This is a genomic window from Brevundimonas terrae, from assembly GCF_011761985.1.
GTDB classification, from domain to species: domain Bacteria; phylum Pseudomonadota; class Alphaproteobacteria; order Caulobacterales; family Caulobacteraceae; genus Brevundimonas; species Brevundimonas terrae.
The window spans coordinates 845,147-861,336 of record NZ_JAASQT010000001.1; the positions used below are offsets into that span (position 1 = coordinate 845,147).

15 protein-coding genes are annotated in these 16,190 nt (G+C 61.3%); 8 read left to right on the forward strand and 7 right to left on the reverse strand.

Annotation, left to right across the window (positions count from 1 at the left end):
* Window positions 1-38 precede the first annotated feature (38 nt).
* From infC to FHS64_RS04070, 7 genes are all read left to right on the forward strand, one after another.
* Window positions 39-560, forward strand: a complete 522-nt coding sequence (gene infC, locus FHS64_RS04040; RefSeq protein WP_167175969.1) for a translation initiation factor IF-3 — start codon at window positions 39-41, stop codon at window positions 558-560.
* Window positions 561-804: 244 nt separating this feature from the next.
* Window positions 805-1,002: a 50S ribosomal protein L35 gene (rpmI, locus tag FHS64_RS04045; RefSeq protein ID WP_003166435.1), complete on the forward strand. Its 198-nt coding sequence runs from the start codon at window positions 805-807 to the stop codon at window positions 1,000-1,002.
* 111 nt (window positions 1,003-1,113) lie between these two features.
* Window positions 1,114-1,467 carry a 50S ribosomal protein L20 gene (gene rplT, locus FHS64_RS04050; RefSeq protein WP_167175971.1) on the forward strand — a complete coding sequence of 118 codons (354 nt, stop codon included), beginning with the start codon at window positions 1,114-1,116 and terminating at the stop codon, window positions 1,465-1,467.
* 149 nt (window positions 1,468-1,616) lie between these two features.
* Window positions 1,617-2,693 carry a phenylalanine--tRNA ligase subunit alpha gene (gene pheS / locus FHS64_RS04055; protein WP_167175973.1) on the forward strand — a complete coding sequence of 359 codons (1,077 nt, stop codon included), beginning with the start codon at window positions 1,617-1,619 and terminating at the stop codon, window positions 2,691-2,693.
* Between the two features lie 10 nt (window positions 2,694-2,703).
* Window positions 2,704-3,093 carry a hypothetical protein gene (locus tag FHS64_RS04060; RefSeq protein ID WP_167175975.1) on the forward strand — a complete coding sequence of 130 codons (390 nt, stop codon included), beginning with the start codon at window positions 2,704-2,706 and terminating at the stop codon, window positions 3,091-3,093.
* Window positions 3,090-5,480, forward strand: coding sequence for a phenylalanine--tRNA ligase subunit beta (pheT, locus tag FHS64_RS04065; protein ID WP_167175977.1), 2,391 nt, complete (start codon window positions 3,090-3,092; stop codon window positions 5,478-5,480). The genes FHS64_RS04060 and pheT overlap by 4 nt, the downstream gene beginning before the upstream one ends.
* A gap of 189 nt (window positions 5,481-5,669) precedes the next feature.
* The gene (locus FHS64_RS04070; RefSeq protein WP_167175979.1) at window positions 5,670-6,293 is read left to right on the forward strand and encodes a DUF1134 domain-containing protein; all 624 of its coding nucleotides are present in this window, start codon (window positions 5,670-5,672) and stop codon (window positions 6,291-6,293) included.
* A gap of 52 nt (window positions 6,294-6,345) precedes the next feature.
* Here the strand turns inward: FHS64_RS04070 and FHS64_RS04075 are convergent, their stop codons facing one another.
* From FHS64_RS04075 to glmS, 5 genes are all read right to left on the reverse strand, one after another.
* On the reverse strand, window positions 6,346-7,215 hold the full coding sequence (locus FHS64_RS04075) for a Rossmann-fold NAD(P)-binding domain-containing protein (protein ID WP_167175981.1): 870 nt from the start codon (window positions 7,213-7,215) through the stop codon (window positions 6,346-6,348).
* Window positions 7,216-7,219: 4 nt separating this feature from the next.
* The gene (locus tag FHS64_RS04080; protein ID WP_167175983.1) at window positions 7,220-8,455 is read right to left on the reverse strand and encodes an NAD-dependent epimerase/dehydratase family protein; all 1,236 of its coding nucleotides are present in this window, start codon (window positions 8,453-8,455) and stop codon (window positions 7,220-7,222) included.
* A gap of 64 nt (window positions 8,456-8,519) precedes the next feature.
* Entirely contained in the window at window positions 8,520-8,882 is a 363-nt protein-coding gene (locus tag FHS64_RS04085) for a GNAT family N-acetyltransferase (RefSeq protein ID WP_167175985.1), read from the reverse strand.
* Between the two features lie 80 nt (window positions 8,883-8,962).
* Window positions 8,963-9,841: a UTP--glucose-1-phosphate uridylyltransferase GalU gene (galU, locus tag FHS64_RS04090; protein WP_167175986.1), complete on the reverse strand. Its 879-nt coding sequence runs from the start codon at window positions 9,839-9,841 to the stop codon at window positions 8,963-8,965.
* A gap of 82 nt (window positions 9,842-9,923) precedes the next feature.
* Window positions 9,924-11,738 carry a glutamine--fructose-6-phosphate transaminase (isomerizing) gene (glmS, locus tag FHS64_RS04095; protein WP_167175988.1) on the reverse strand — a complete coding sequence of 605 codons (1,815 nt, stop codon included), beginning with the start codon at window positions 11,736-11,738 and terminating at the stop codon, window positions 9,924-9,926.
* Window positions 11,739-11,917: 179 nt separating this feature from the next.
* Here glmS and glmM point away from each other — a divergent pair, with 179 nt between their 5' ends.
* Window positions 11,918-13,264 (forward strand): phosphoglucosamine mutase, encoded by a 1,347-nt coding sequence (gene glmM / locus FHS64_RS04100; RefSeq protein ID WP_167175989.1) that lies wholly within the window; start codon window positions 11,918-11,920, stop codon window positions 13,262-13,264.
* A gap of 34 nt (window positions 13,265-13,298) precedes the next feature.
* Here the strand turns inward: glmM and FHS64_RS04105 are convergent, their stop codons facing one another.
* Window positions 13,299-14,606, reverse strand: coding sequence for an FAD/NAD(P)-binding protein (locus tag FHS64_RS04105; RefSeq protein ID WP_167175991.1), 1,308 nt, complete (start codon window positions 14,604-14,606; stop codon window positions 13,299-13,301).
* A 12-nt stretch (window positions 14,607-14,618) separates the two neighbouring features.
* Window positions 14,619-16,118, reverse strand: a complete 1,500-nt coding sequence (locus FHS64_RS04110) for a phosphomannomutase/phosphoglucomutase (RefSeq protein WP_167175992.1) — start codon at window positions 16,116-16,118, stop codon at window positions 14,619-14,621.
* Between the last annotated feature and the right edge of the window lie 72 nt (window positions 16,119-16,190).

Sequence of the window (16,190 nt, forward strand, 5' to 3'; positions counted from 1 at the left end):
TTTGACCACACAAGGAAACGACGCCCATTCGCCGTCCCATGCAAGCGCCGCCCGTAAAGGACGGCCCGCCGATGAACCAAGATATCCGTGCCCCCCGTGTTCTGCTCATTGACCAGAACGGCGAGAAGCAAGGCATTATGCCCTTGTCTGCTGCGCTGGAGGCTGCGGAAGAAGCTGGTCTGGATCTGGTTCAGATCGTGAACAATCCGGAAGCCCCGGTTTGTAAAATTCTGGACTACGGCAAGCATCGCTTCCAAGAGCAGAAAAAGAAGGCCGAGGCCCGCAAGCGCCAGAAGGTCGTCGAGCTCAAAGAGGTCAAGCTGCGTCCGAACATCGACAGCCACGACTATGAAGTGAAGGCCAAGGCCATGCGTCGCTTCTTCGAGGATGGCGACAAGGTCAAGGTGACCCTGCGCTTCCGTGGCCGTGAAATGGCTCACCCGGAACTGGGTATGAAGCTGATGCACAAGGTGCAGGCAGACTTCGACGAAGTCGCAAAAGTCGAGTTCGCACCCAAGATGGAAGGCCGTCAGATGATCATGATCCTCGCTCCGCGTTAAGCGACGGGATCACATCCAAGGTTTTACGAACGCCCCGGACGCAAGCTCGGGGCGTTTGCTTTTGCCAGTGGCGACAAGTCATTGGTTTTGAGTCACTTGTCTTATGGGAGGGGATGGCGTAAAAGCCGCCCCTTCGTATCTACGGACCGTCGGGCGAATAGGCATGCCTGGGCGGTTCTGAAACGGACGCTGTATGAAATCTTTGGATTTTCAAATGGCGTGCCCTCAATCAGAGAGAGTTAAAATGCCGAAGTTGAAGACGAAGTCGGGCGCCAAGAAGCGCTTCAAATTCACTGCCACGGGCAAGGTCAAGGCTGGCGTCGCTGGTAAGCGCCACCGTCTGATCAGCCACAACTCGAAGTACATCCGCCAAAACCGCGGTACTTCGGTCATGGCCGATGCCGATGCCAAGAAGATCAAGAGCTACATGCCGTACGCCTAAGGCGCACTGCATTTCTGATCTCTTCTCGCATTTGAATTTGAACACCGTCCCTTTAGCGGCCCCCCTTTTCGAAGGTTGAGGCGCTAGGGACTTCCCAAAGGGAAAACGAACATGGCACGCGTCACACGGGGCGTTACGTCCCACGCCAAGCACAAGAAGGTCCTGAAGCAAGCTAAGGGCTTCTACGGCCGCCGCAAGAATACCATCCGCACCGCCAAGGCTGCCGTTGACCGTGCTGGTCAATACGCCTACCGCGACCGTCGCAACAAAAAGCGTAGCTTCCGCGCTCTGTGGATCCAGCGCATCAACGCTGCGGCCCGCATGGAAGGCTTCACCTACTCGCAGTTCGTGCACGGCCTGGACAAGGCTGGCATCGTTCTGGACCGTAAGGTTCTGGCTGCGATCGCTGCCGACGAAGCTGGCTTCAAGGCCATTGCTGACAAGGTCCGCGCCGCTCTGGCCTAAGTCTTTGGCCTAAGAGACGGTTCGATCCGATTAAAAGCGCCCGTTCCGGTCACCGGAGCGGGCGTTTTTGCATCTTGGCTACCCCTCTGGGACGAAGTCTCTGCTAAGAGGGTGACGAACGGGCCGTGGCCCGATAAAGCACAGCGCAAATGACCGATCTCGCCCAACTCGAAACCGAACTCATCAACGCCATTGGCGCGGCAGAGACTGTCGCCGCCCTTGAAGAGGTGCGCGTTGCCGCCCTCGGCAAGTCCGGCTCCATTTCACTCCTGCTGAAAGGCATGGGCCAGCTTAGCCCCGACGAGCGCCGCGAGCGCGGTCCGGTGCTGAACGGCCTACGCGACCGTGTGACCACGGCGTTGAATGCCCGCAAAGCCGATCTGGAAGCCTCGGAGCTGAACGCCCGTCTTCTGACGGAGCGTGTGGACCTGACCCTGCCGTCGCGCCCCCGTCGCAAGGGCGGTGTTCACCCCACCATGCAGGTGATGGACGAGATGATCGCCATCTTTGCCGAGATGGGCTTTGCCGTGGCCGAAGGTCCGGACATCGAAGACGACTTCCACAACTTCACCGCACTGAACTTCCCGCCGAAGCACCCCGCGCGTGAAATGCACGACACCTTCTTCCTGAAGCCGGATGCCGAGACGGGCGAGCGCAAGGTTCTGCGTACCCACACCTCGCCGGTTCAGGTGCGCACGATGATGTCGCAAAAGCCGCCAATCCGTATCATCGCGCCGGGTCGTACCTTCCGTAAGGATTCGGACGCCACCCACACGCCGATGTTCCACCAGATCGAAGGTCTGGTCATCGACCGCGACGTCAATATGGGCCACCTGAAGACGACGCTGGAAACCTTCATGGCGCGCTTCTTTGAACTGGACGATGTGCAGGCCCGTTTCCGCCCGCACCACTTCCCGTTCACCGAGCCGTCGGCGGAAATGGACATCCGCTGTGACCGTTCCGGCGGCAAGCTGGTGCTGAACACCGGCGAGGACTGGCTGGAGATTCTGGGCTGCGGCATGGTGCACCCGAACGTGCTGATCGCCTGCGGCCTTGATCCTGACGAGTATCAGGGCTTTGCCTTCGGCATGGGCGTGGACCGTCTGGCCATGCTGAAATACGGCGTCTCGGACCTGCGTCCGATGTTCGATGCCGATACCCGCTGGCTGGCCCATTACGGCTTTAGCGCATTCCAAGCTCCCAATCCGGCCTCGGGCCTGAGCTGAGGTACAGATTATGACTGACAATACCGACATCACCATTTCTGCCATCGGTGCCGGCCCTGAATATGAGGGCATTAACATCTGGCTTCCGGCTCTGGCCGTCGAGGCTGCGCGTCGTGGCGAGAACGCCATCATTGGCAAGACCTTCCGCAACTGCATGATCGAAGGTCCGGCGGTTCTGTTGCCGCTGGGGGCCTGTAATTTTGACGGCTGTAATATGGGCGATGCGCAGGGCGATATCCGCAACCTGCTGCTGCAACCCATGGGCCCGCAAAAGGTCACCGGCACGGTCGCCTTCCAGGACTGCCAGTTCATCAACTGCCAGTTCATCCGCGTCGGCTTTACCGGTACGCCCGATTTTCTGGGCCAGATCCAGCAGGTGCTGACCGGAGGCGTGCAATGAAGTTCACGCTTTCATGGCTGAAAGACCATCTGGAAACCTCGGCGGATGTGAATGCCGTGGCCGAGGCCATGACCATGGCTGGTCTAGAGGTCGAAGAGGTCAATGATCCGGTCGCCAAGCTGGCGGCGTTCAGTGTGGCCAAGATCGTCTCGGCCGAGCGTCACCCGAATGCCGACCGTCTTCAGGTCTGTCAGGTCGATACGGTCGACGGCATGAAGGAAATCGTCTGCGGTGCGCCCAATGCGCGCCCGGGCCTGACCACCATCTATGCGCCGATCGGGGCCTATGTGCCGGGTCTGGACGTAACGCTGGTTGAAAAGCCGGTACGCGGTATCGTCTCCAACGGCATGCTGTGCTCGGGTGGCGAACTGCAATTGCCGGACGAGAATGACGGCATTCTGGAACTGTCGGACGATCTGGCGGTCGGGACGAGCGCTGCCCAAGTGTTCGGCCTTGAGCCGGTCATCGACTTCGAAGTGACCCCGAACCGTCCCGACTGGCTGGGTGTTGCGGGTATTGCGCGCGATCTGGCTGCGGCGGGTCTTGGCACGCTGAAAACGCCTGCGATTGAGCCGGTCGCGGGCAAGGGTGCATCGAGCATCTCGGTTCGCATTGATGCGCCCGAGCTGTGCCCGACCTTTGGTGGTCGCGTGATCCGTGGCGTCAAGAACGGCCCGTCGCCGAAATGGCTTCAGGAACGCCTGACGGCTATCGGTCTGCGTCCGATCAATGCGCTGGTGGATATCACCAACCTGATTTCCTATGACCGTGCCCGTCCGCTGCATGTCTATGACATCTCCAAGCTGGAAGGCACCGAGATCGTTGTGCGCGCCGGTCAGGGCGAGGAAACGCTGACGGCGCTGGACGGTAAAGAATACGCGCCCAAGGCTGCCGATTGCGTGATCGCTGACAATACTGGCACCCGCGCCATCGGTCTGGGTGGCGTTATGGGTGGCGAAAGCACCGGCTGCTCGCTGGAGACGGTCGATGTCTTCCTCGAAAGCGCCTGGTTTACCCCGATTGTGATCGCCCAGACGGGCCGCGCGCTGGGTATCCATTCGGACGCGCAATATCGTTTCGCCCGTGGCGTCGATACGCATTCGGTCGTTCCGGGTCTGGAACTGGCTACCAAGCTGATCCTCGAGCTGTGCGGTGGCGAGGCTTCCGAGATTGTGGTCGCTGGCGAAGCACCAGCCGCCCCCGCAGGCTTTGCCTTTGATCCGGCCTTTGTGAAGCGCCTGACGGGTATGGACCTGTCGGAAGACCGCATTGCCGACATCCTGACGGCGCTGGACTTCAAGGTCGAGCGTGGCGCGTCGTGGACGGTGACGCCGCCGACCGCGCGTCGTGATGCCCATGGCCCGGCCGATCTGGTCGAGGAAGTGGCCCGCATCGAAGGCTTTGCCTCGCTGCCGTCAACGCCGCTTCCGGCTGTGGCTCCGCCTGCCGGTGGCATCCTCAGCGTACGCCAGTCGCGCGTGCGCACGGCACGTCGCGCACTGGCCTCGATGGGCTATGCCGAGGCCGTGACGTGGTCGTTCACCAAACAGTCCAAGGCGGTTCTGTTCGGTGGCGGTGATGACAGGCTGGTGCTGGAAAACCCGATTGCCTCGGACCTTGACTGCATGCGTCCGTCGGCTCTGCCGAACCTGATCGAGGCGGCGGCCCGCAATGCCGCACGCGGTCATGCCGATGCGGCCCTGTTCGAAATCGGCCCGATCTATCTGGGTGATGGTCCCAAAGACCAGCGCACCACGATTACCGGTCTGGTGGCTCCGCATGCGGACCGTCACTGGCAGGGTGCGGGCGATGATGCGTTGTTCGCCCTCAAGGCTGATCTGGTCGAGTTGTTGGAGCTGATCGGTGCGCCGGTGGGTTCGCTGCAACTGGTGCAGGGGCAAAACCGCGAATGGTGGCATCCGGGTCGTTCGGCCCGCCTGCAACTGGGCCCCAAGAACATCATCGTCGAGTTCGGTGCCCTGCACCCGTCGATCCTGAAGACGCTGGATGCCGATGGCCCGATGCTGGCCTTCGAGATCATTCTCGACAATGTGCCGGAACCCAAGGGTAAAGGTGGTAAGGCGCGCGGTGCGGCCAACCTGCCGAACCTGATGCCTCTGTCGCGCGACTTTGCTTTCGTTCTGGACGAGGCCAAGGCCGTGGGCGATCTGGTCAAGGCCGTCTCGGGTGCCGACAAGGCCCTGATCACCGATGTGCGCGTCTTTGACGTCTATCGCGGCAAGGGCGTGCCGGAAGGCCAGAAATCGATCGCTATCGAGGTCGAGATCCAGCCGCGTGAAGCCACACTGACCGATGCCGAGATCGAGGCCCTGATGGCCAAGGTCGTTGCCGCCGCCACCAAGGCGGGCGCGGTGTTGCGCAGCTAGGCGCAAAGCCAACAATAAGAAGGGGTCGGGGGCGCAGGCTTCCGGCCCCTTTTTCTTTGTGTTTTGGTCCGGTTTTTTGCGATGGCAATGATTGGTTAACCCTAAAGCCCCAAGTCTGCCGCAAAAGGCCGTGACGGTATATTTCTCGCCCGGGACGTCGGGCAACCGCCATGCCGATGGGAGTTTACCATGCACCGCCGCCAACTGATCCGTACCAGCCTGGGCCTTGCTGCCGCCAGCGCCCTTCCGGTGGGCCTGGGCGCCTGTGCCACGCGTGGCCAACCGGCCAATCCGAACTATCCGATTGCTGCGGACCAGACCGCCCAGACCTATACGTTTGACGAATTGGTCGCTGCCGGTTCGCGTGAAATGGGCATTGCCTCCGAGGCTATCGGTGGTGCCATCGAACGTATCTTTGCCGATCAGGGCGGCGCGCCGACGGCCTATATTGCTGGCGAGGAAGCCGCCGGTGCGGTTGTGGCCGGTCTGCGTTATGGCCGTGGTGCCCTTCACATGAAGGACCTGTCGGCCTCGCAAGAAGTCTTCTGGCAGGGCGCATCCATTGGCTGGGACTGGGGTGGCAATGCCAGCCGCGTGTTCACGCTGGTCTACGGCCTCTATCATCCCGACATGCTTTACCGCCGCTATCCGGGCGTTGAAGGCTCGGCCTATGCGATTGCCGGTCTGGGTGTGAACTATCAACGTGCAGACGGTATCGTTCTGGCACCGGTACGCACGGGTGTAGGCCTGCGTCTGGGGGCCAATGTTGGCACGATGAGCTATAGCCGCCAGCGCAACATCTTCCCGTTCTAAGCGGCGGTGACGCGAAAAGATCAAAGGCCGGAGCAGATGCTCCGGCCTTTTTCTATGTCTGGCTTGTGATCAGGCTTTCCAGCCCTTCGCGATAGCTGGGATAGCGCGGTCGCCAGCCCAGCTCGGCCTTGGCGCGGGCATTGGAAATGCGTTTGTTGTCTCGATAGAAGCGCCGCATGCCGTCGCTGACCGACGGGTCGTCCAGCGATACCTCGGCAGGTGGTGCCATACCGATCCGTTCGGCGGCCCAGAGGGTGACGTCCTCGGCCGGAGTGGGGGTGTCGTCGCACAGATTATAGATGCCGCCCGGATGCGGTCGCGCCATCGAGGCAAACAGGCCCGAAATCACATCGTCGATATGGATGCGGTTGAATACCTGTTCGGGTTTACGGACCAGAGGCACAGTACCGGCCCGCAACCTCTGGAAGATGTTCTGCTCCGGCCCATAGAAGGCAGGCAGGCGGAAGATTTGCACGGTCAGGCCCATGCCGCGCCCTGCATCCAGCCAGTCGCGCTCGGCCTTGGCCCGTCGTGCCCCTTCAAGGGTGGCGGCATTCAGGGCGTCGCCTTCAAAAGCCCAGCCACCGGCGCGGTCGCCATAGACGCTGGTCGAGGAAATATAGCCGATCCAGTCGGGCCAGGCTTCGCCCGCAGGCAGGGCCGACAGGGCCCGCATGGCCGGACAGCCATGGGCATCGGGCGGCGCGGTGACCAGAATAGCCGTTGCGTTCATGCCTGCTCTGGCCAGGGCGTCGGCATTATCGGGATCGACCGCCTGCCAGCCCCGTTTTTCAAAATCGGCCCTGCGCTCGGCCTGGCGCGAGCTGACAGCCACATCCCACCCCTTGTCTGTGGCGGCCTGTGCGACAGCCTGACCCAGATAACCACCACCAAAAACCAGCAGGGAGGAAGAGGGTGTCATGGCTTTAGGGCGTCACTTTCGAAAGAGGAGCAGGGTTTGGGAGTACAGAGGTATTATCCGTAAGCAGAGCATGGGCGCGGCTATTGTTCCAAGCGGAAATGCACGGAATTTTTGCACGGTCACAACGCTCGGCATAACGACGGGCGATTTCGGTGACATCGGCCATCAGGCCCGCTTTGAGCGTGGTGGGCTCTAGGCCCAGTGCCTTGAAACCGTCATTGGCGACCACCAGTTCGTTCTCGTCGGCCTCGGCGCGTGGATTGGGCAGGTTGGCGATTTGCGCACCTGTCACATCGGCAATCATCTGGGCCAGATCGCGCACACGTCGGCTCTCGGTCATCTGGTTGAGGATTTTGACGCGCTCGCCCTTTTGCGGCGGGTTGTTTAACGCCAGTTCCACACAGCGCACAGTGTCCTGAATATGGATAAAAGCCCGCGTCTGGCCGCCTGATCCGTGGACCGTCAGCGGATAGCCGACTGCCGCCTGCATCAGGAAACGGTTCAGGACCGTGCCGTAATCGCCGTCATAGTCAAAGCGGTTGATCAGGCGCTCGTCCAGCTTGGTTTGTTCGGTCTGTGCGCCCCAGACAATGCCCTGGTGCAGGTCGGTGATGCGAAGCTGGTCGTTCTTGGCGTAGAACTGGAACAGCAGGGCATCTTGCGTCTTGGTCATGTGATAGATGCTGCCGGGGTTCGGCGGGAACAGGATTTCCTGCTCGGTCGGGCCAAAATCGGTATCGACCGTGACCTTTAGATACCCCTCGGGAATCTTGAGCCCCGCCGTCGTATAGCCATAGACGCCCATGGTGCCGAGGTGCGCCAGATGGATGTCGCGCCCGCTTTCGACCATGGCGGCCAGCAGGTGGCTGGTGGCGTTCAGATTATTGTCGACGGTGTAGATCTTATGCCGTGCCGACTTCATCGAATAGGGCGCGGCGCGCTGTTCGGCAAAATGGACGATGCTGTCCGGTTTCCAGTCTTTCAGCAGATTGACCAGACGCTCGAAATCTTTGCCGACGGTCAGATTTTCAAAGGCGATGTCGTGACCAGATACCTCTTTCCATGCCTTGATGCGGTCGTGGATCGAGGTGATGGGGGTGAGGGACTGTACCCCCAATTCGTTGTCGATGTTCCGGCGGCTGAGATTGTCGACGATCATCACGTCCCAACCTTTTGCCGACAAATGCAGGGCCGTGGGCCACCCACAAAAACCGTCGCCGCCGAGGATCATTACGCGCATGGTACCGTCCTGATAAACATCGTCCTAGATCATGCCTAACCGAGAAAGAATGACGATCAAGGCGTCACTCTGTCTCGGCTGTGTCCGGCCACTCCATTATGATCAGAGGATAGGGGCGACCGGCATCGTCGCAAGCTTGCCGCTTGATCGGCCTAAAACCCATATGCTCGTAAAACCCCAGAGCCGCCGGATTGCCTTCGTTGACCTTGAGCGTTCGTGCCCCGTTTTGCAGGGCGTAGTCGATGGCCTGTCGTCCCAAACCTTGCCCGTGCAAAGCAGGATCGATGAACAAAGCCGCGATCTCGTTTTCGGCCAAGCCCAGAAATCCTGTTGGGGTGCCTTCATGATCCAGCGTCCATAGCGGCATTGCGGACGCCAGATAGTCCCGAACCTCGGGCTCTATCTGGTCGATTTCTGAAGGGGACAAAAAATGATGCGTCGCCTCGACCGCGCGTCGCCATACGCCCAAAAGGGGTGCGCGGTCGGCGGGGGCGAGGCGACGGATGATCAAAGCAGCGCCTCGATGGCCGCGCGCGCCTGGGCACCGAGGTCGGGGCGTTTCAGGGCCAGCGCCACATTGGCTTTCAGCAGGCCGATCTTGTCACCGCAGTCATGGGTGATGCCTTCATACTCATAGGCGGTGAAGCTCTGCTGGCCCATCAGGCGGGCCATGGCGTCGGTCAGCTGGATTTCGCCACCGGCACCGGCGGCCTGTGTTTCCAGCAGGTCGAAGATTTCTGGCTGCAGGATATAGCGGCCTGAAATGGACAGGTTCGACGGGGCCGTGCCACGGGCCGGTTTTTCGACCATGCCCTTCATGGCATAGCGACGCCCTTCATGGCTGGAAGGGTCGATAATGCCGTATTTGTGGGTTTCGCTGTCCGGCACCTGCTCGACGCCGATGACATTGCCACCGACCTCGGCATAGACCTCGGCCAGTTGTTTAAGGGCACCCGGTTGGCTGTCGACGATTACGTCCGGCAGGATGACAGCGAACGGCTCGTGGCCGATGATATCGCGTGCGCACCAGATAGCATGGCCGAGCCCCTTGGGCTTCATCTGGCGGGTGAAGCTCATCTCACCAGCGCGGGCCAGTTCGGCATTCATGATGTCGAGAATGTCGGTCTTGCCCTTGGCCAGAAGCTGGGCCTCAAGCTCGATCTGGTGATCGAAATAGTCCTCGATGGCTTCCTTGGCGCGGCCGGTCACAAAGACGATGTGCTCTATACCGGCATCGCGCGCTTCTTCGACGATGTAGGACAGGATGGGTCTGTCCACAACGTTCAGCAGTTCTTTTGGCGTTGTCTTGGTACCGGGCAGAACGCGGGTACCAAGACCGGCTACAGGAAGAACGGCCTTGCGAAGGCGCGCGGGGGTCGTGGACATTGAGTATCCGGAAAAAGTCTATGATTGATCTGTCATAGGCATATTTCCGGATAGGTCCAACGACTGTTGTTTGACGCCTTGGTTACTCGACCGTGACAGACTTTGCGAGGTTGCGCGGCTGATCGACGTCTGTGCCTTTTTGAACGGCGGTATAATAGGACACCAGTTGCATCGGCACGGCATAGACCAGCGGGGCGGCAATCGGATGCGCATCCGGTGCGTGAACGCGGCGGATACCGGCACCATGCGGATCAGGCGCGCTTTCAGGTGCGATCATGATGACCGGGCCGCCTCGCGCGGCGACTTCCTGCAGGTTCGAGGACGTTTTCTCGAACAGGTCGTCCATCGGTGCGAGGGCGATGGTCGGGGTGTATTCGTCGATCAGGGCGATCGGGCCGTGTTTCAGCTCGCCCGCGGCATAGCCCTCGGCGTGGATATAGCTGATCTCTTTCAGCTTCAGCGCGCCTTCCATGGCCAGCGGATACATGGGCCCGCGACCGAGGAACAGTACGTCGCGCGCCTTGGCCAGATCCTGCACCAGATTGCGGATCGGGGCGTCCATACGCAGGGCTTCGGAAATCAGGCGCGGGGCCTCGAACAGGGCCTTGACCAGTTCGGCCTCGCGCGCCTCGTCGATCTTGCCACGGGCGACACCGGCGGCAATGGCCAGCGACAGCAGGGCGGCGACCTGTGCGGTAAAGGCCTTGGTGGAGGCGACACCGATTTCGGGACCTGCATGGGTCGGCCACAAAATCTCGGCCTCGCGCGCCATGGACGAGGTGTGGACGTTCACAACCGCGGCGGTCTTGAGGCCTTGGGCCTTGCACCAGCTCAGGCCGGCCAGCGTGTCGGCGGTTTCGCCGGACTGGCTGACAGCCACGGCCAGCGTGCCTTGGCTCAGGGCCGGATCACGGTAACGGAACTCCGAGGCGATTTCGACATCGCACGGCAGGCCCGCATATTTTTCAAACGCATATTTGCCGATCTGGCCGGCATAGAAGGCGGTGCCGCAGGCAATGATCTGGATGCGCTCGATGGCGGCAAAGTCGACCACAGCCGGTTTGGCCTTGGCGGTGACCAGATCGAGATATTCAGACAGGGTGTGCTGCACGCTATCGGGCTGTTCATGGATTTCCTTCTCCATGAAGTGGCGATACTCGCCCTTTTCCACGAGGGCGCTGGAGGCCGCGACCTTGACGACGGCGCGGTCGGCCGGTTCGCCCTTGGCGTTGAAGATACGCGCATCGGTGCGCGTCATGGCGACATAATCGCCTTCTTCCAGATAGGAGATATGCTGGGTAAAGGGGCCGACCGCCAGAGCGTCCGAGCCGAGATACATCTCGCCCTCGCCCCAGCCGACCACCAGCGGGCTGCCGCGACGGGCACCCAGAATCAGTTCGTGTTCCCCTTCGATCAGCACCGCCAGTGCATAGGCACCGGTCAGGCGGTCCAGAGTGGCCTTGAAGGCGTCCAGCGGAGCCATGCCCTCGGACAGGTTGTGGTCCAGCAGGTGGGCGACAACCTCGGTATCGGTCTGGCTTTCGAAGACGCGACCCTCGGCTTCAAGCTCGGCCTTCAACTCGGCGAAGTTCTCGATGATGCCGTTATGGACCAGACAGACACGACCGGCCTTGTGCGGGTGGGCATTGGCCTGGGTCGGGGCACCGTGGGTGGCCCAGCGGGTATGGCCGATCCCGACATGGCCCTTGATGGGGTCTTCAAGCAGTACAGCTTCCAGATTGCGGATCTTGCCCTTGGCGCGGCGGCGACGGATGCCGGTCTCGTCCTGCACGGCGATGCCGGCGGAATCGTAGCCGCGGTATTCCAGCCGCTTCAGGCTGTCGATCAGGCGGGGAACAACAGGACCGTTACCGGTCACGCCAATAATGCCGCACATGGAATTAACTCCAACGAAGGCGGGGGTCGCATTTTTTGCGTCCGCACCCGCAATTGAGGTAAGCGAAAGGGTTCAGCCTTACATATAGGGCGCATCTAGGCATAGTGCGGCCTTCGAGCATCAAACAATGGGTTTCGGAAGATTTCCGGCCAAACCCCGCCAGTTCAAGGATCACGCCTTTGGGCGAGAGAAAATATTTCGGCACTGACGGCATTCGCGGCCGCGCCAATACCCATCCTATGACCGCCGAGGTCGCCTTGCGCGTGGGTCTTGCCGCAGGGCGCCTGTTTCGCACGGATGATGACCGTCGCCATCTGGTGGTGATCGGCAAGGATACGCGCCTGTCGGGTTATATGATCGAACCGGCTCTGGTGGCAGGTCTGGCCTCGGTGGGCATGGATGTGCGCACCTTTGGCCCGCTGCCGACACCGGGTGTGGCGATGATGACCCGCTCGATGCGGGCCGATCTGGGCATAATGATCTCGGCCTCGCACAACGATTATGCCGATAACGGTATCAAGCTGTTCGGTCCCGATGGTTACAAGCTGTCGGACGAGATCGAGCTGAAGATCGAGGCCATGATGGATGCGGCGCTGGATATGGATCTGGCCCCGTCCAACAAGCTGGGCCGCGTCAAACGCATTGACGACGCCCCGCCGCGCTATATCGAGATTGCCAAATCGGCCTTCCCCAAGCGCCTCAGCCTGAAGGGTCTGAGGATCGCCATCGACTGTGCCAATGGTGCCGGTTATCGCGTGGCCCCGACGACGCTTTATGAACTGGGCGCAGAGGTATTCCCCGTTGGGGTCGAGCCGAATGGTCTGAACATCAATGCCGAGTGCGGCTCCACCCATCCCGAGGCGGTGTCCGAGGCGGTCAAACGCTATCGCTGCGATATCGGTATCGCGCTGGATGGCGATGCCGACCGCGTCATTATTTGTGACGAAAAAGGCCATGTGGTCGATGGCGACCAGATCATGGCCCTGATCGGTCTGGACTGGGCCAAGCGCGGTCGTCTGAATGGCGGCGGTGTGGTGGCCACGGTCATGTCCAATCTGGGTCTGGAACGTCGCCTCAAGTCCGAGGGCCTGACGCTGGAGCGCACCAAGGTGGGCGACCGCTATGTCATGGAGCGGATGCGTGCCGGTGGTTTCAATATCGGTGGTGAACAGTCGGGCCATATCATCTTGAAGGACCACGCCACGACCGGAGACGGCCTGATGGCGGCGCTTCAGGTGCTGGCGGTTCTGGTCGAGGCCGGCGTGCCGATGAGCGAACTGGCCCGCCAGTTCGAGCCGGTGCCGCAGCTACTGAAAAACGTCCGCTATACGTCGGAGGCTCCTCTGGAGGCCGACACCGTCAAGGCGGCGATGGCCGAGGCGGAACATGCGCTGAACGGCTCGGGCCGTTTGCTGGTCCGTAAGTCGGGCACGGAAAAACTGATCCGTGTCATGGCCGAGGGTGATGACGAGGCGCTGGTGACGCGCATCGTCAACGAGGTCGCCGACGCGGTGGCCAAGGCGTAAGACAAAAAGGCGGTCCGGTGGGGCCGCCTTTTTCTTATGGATTTAGAAGATCGCTCAAAGCTTCGATGCGCTGGCGAATATCGGGCACAGCGGTGCTTTCCCAATAGGCCGCGCGCGAAGGTGGGCCGAGGGCGAACAGGGCGGTTTCAGCCTGTCCGTCACGGTTCAAAAGCCGCCCGTCACTATCTAGGTCCAGTCCCTGCCCCAGTGGCTCAAGTCGTGCGCGGCCAGCGGCGATCAGGCTGGCGGTCAGGGGTGTGTGGACGGCATCATGGGCGGGGCCGGTGCAGTTGATGAACCAGTCGGTGCGGGTCAGGCCCGAGGCGTCGCTGCTGCGCGGTGCGGGCGTCCAGCGGATATCAAGGCCGCTGTCGTCTGCCGTGATGTCGTTAAGGCGGCCGGCATGGGCCACAAGGCGACCATCGGCTTGCAACTGGCCGAGGGTTTCAAACACATCGGGCGCGATGCGGTGGCGGTGCACATCCCACCATGGCCGCAAATGACGCAGGAAGCGGGCCCGTTCGGCCGGTGAGACCTCCAGCCACAGACGCCCCGTCACCGGACGATAACCGTCCATGACGCGCTGCCATTCCATTTGCGTGGCCATTTGGCGAGCGGCGTGCAGGCGCTTGGACAGCGGGCCGCTGAGGGCCGCATCGGGCATGGGGGGGGCGGGCGGGTGGCCGTGGATATGCGGGCGGGGCATCAGACCACGACGCGACAGGGCCACGGCCTTGCCGGTCCAGCCTTGCCTGATCAGGCCCAACACCATGTCGGCCATGGTCAGGCTGGTGCCCAGAATAAAGATGCTGTCGTCGGGCTGGATGGCGCTGAGGGCTTCGCCCGCCCACGGATCATTGATGATGCGGGTGCTGGCAGGCGCATTGTCGGCCCGCGGGGCCGGATTGCCGGTGGCGATGACAATGGCCGAGCCTGACAGGGTGCGACCGTCTTCCAGCACAATTTTGGTGCCCTCAACGGCGACCGCCTTGCCCTGAACCGTTTCGATCAGGTCGGGATGGGCTGCGCGGACGGCTTTGAGGCGTTCCAGCAGATAGGCACCATAAAGACGGCGACTGATGAAGGCATCGCCATCGGCCAGATCGGGATGGTGCTGTTCCAGCCATTTCAGGAAATGGGCCGGATCATGGGCCAGCGCCCCCATATTGGCGGCGCGCACATTCAGGCGATGGGTGTCGTCGGTGGTGCCATAGGCGACGCCCAAGCCCACGTTTCCTGCCTGTTCGACAATCAGGCTGGCGCGGCCTTTTTCGGCCAGCCGCGCCGCCAGCATGGCACCGGAAAAACCGCCGCCGATAATCAGGACAGGAAGGGTGCTCATCGAGGCGTCCGATCAGATTTCCTGATTGAACGCGCCGATCTCCGGATGGTTGGCCAGACGCGGCTTCACTTCCTTGTGGAACAGGTCGCGCATGTCGTCTTCGGAACGCATGCTTTCAACGACGACCACCAGTTCGGGCTTGTTCGAGGAGGCGCGGACCAGAACCCACGAGCCGTCTTCCAGATGCACGCGCACGCCGTTGACGGTGATGGCCTCGACAATCTTGCGGCCAAGGATCGAGCCGCCTGCAGCTGCCAGTTCCTCGTATTCCTTCACGATGCGGGCCAGCACATCGTATTTTTCCTCGTCGGCGCAATGGGGCGACATGGTCAGGCTGGTATAGGCCGCAGGCAGGGCCTGTTTCAGCTCCGACAGCTTCTTGTCGGGGTTACGGTCCAGCATGGCCAGAATAGCCGCAGCGGCAACGATACCGTCGTCATAGCCATGGCCCAGATCACCGGCCATGAAGAAGTGGCCCGACTTTTCAAAGCCCGCCAGCGCACCGATTTCGGCCGTCTTGCGCTTGATATAGGAGTGGCCGGTCTTCCAATAGACGGTGGTCGCACCATTGGCTTTCAGGACCTCGTCGGTCTTGTACAGGCCGGTCGATTTCACATCGACCACAAAGGTCGAGTTCGGATAGACGGCCGACAGGTCACGCGCCAGCATCAGGCCGATCTTGTCGGCGAAGATTTCCTCGCCCGTATCATCCACCACGCCGCAGCGGTCGCCGTCACCGTCAAAACCAAGCGCGAGGTCGGCACCGGTTTCTTTTACCTTGGCCGCCATCTGCATCAGCATGGCGTGGTCTTCGGGGTTCGGATTGTATTTGGGGAAGGTCCAGTCGAGATCGGTATCCATCTCGATGACTTCCACGCCCATACGGCGCAGGGCCTCGGGCGCAAAGGCACCGGCGGTACCATTGCCACAGGCCGCCACAACCCGCAGCGGGCGCTTGATCTGCGCCTTGGTGGCGACATCGGCGATATAGGTTTCGGCAAAGTCTTCAATGTGGGTCAAGGTGCCACCGGCACGCTCGACACCCAGACCGCCCAGCACGATTTCCTTCAGGCGGCCCATCTCATCGGGGCCAAAGGTCAGGGGCTTGTTCGCGCCCATCTTCACGCCGGTCCAGCCGTTTTCGTTGTGGCTGGCGGTGACCATGGCCACGCAGGGGCAATCAAGGGCGAATTGGGCGAAATAGGCGGTCGGCGACAAAGCCAGACCGATATCCAGCACCTGCATCCCGCCTTGCAGCAGGCCGATCGTCAGGGCCTGTTTGACGGCGATGGAATAGGAGCGGAAATCGTGACCGATGACGATTTTCGGCTCGATATTCTGTTCGTGCACATAGGTGGCAAGGCCCAGACCCAGTGCCTGAATGCCCAGAAGGTTGATTTCCTTCTCCAGAATCCAGCGCGCATCATATTCACGAAAACCTGTCGGCTTGACGAGAGCCTGTGTCTCGTAGGCCGCCGTATTGGGCTTCAGGTCCTGACGGGGTGCGCGCATGGAAAGTCCGTGGGTCATTATAATAAGACAGGGTGGGAGTGCCTGTTTCGATGGGCCCTTAGACCATTGGCA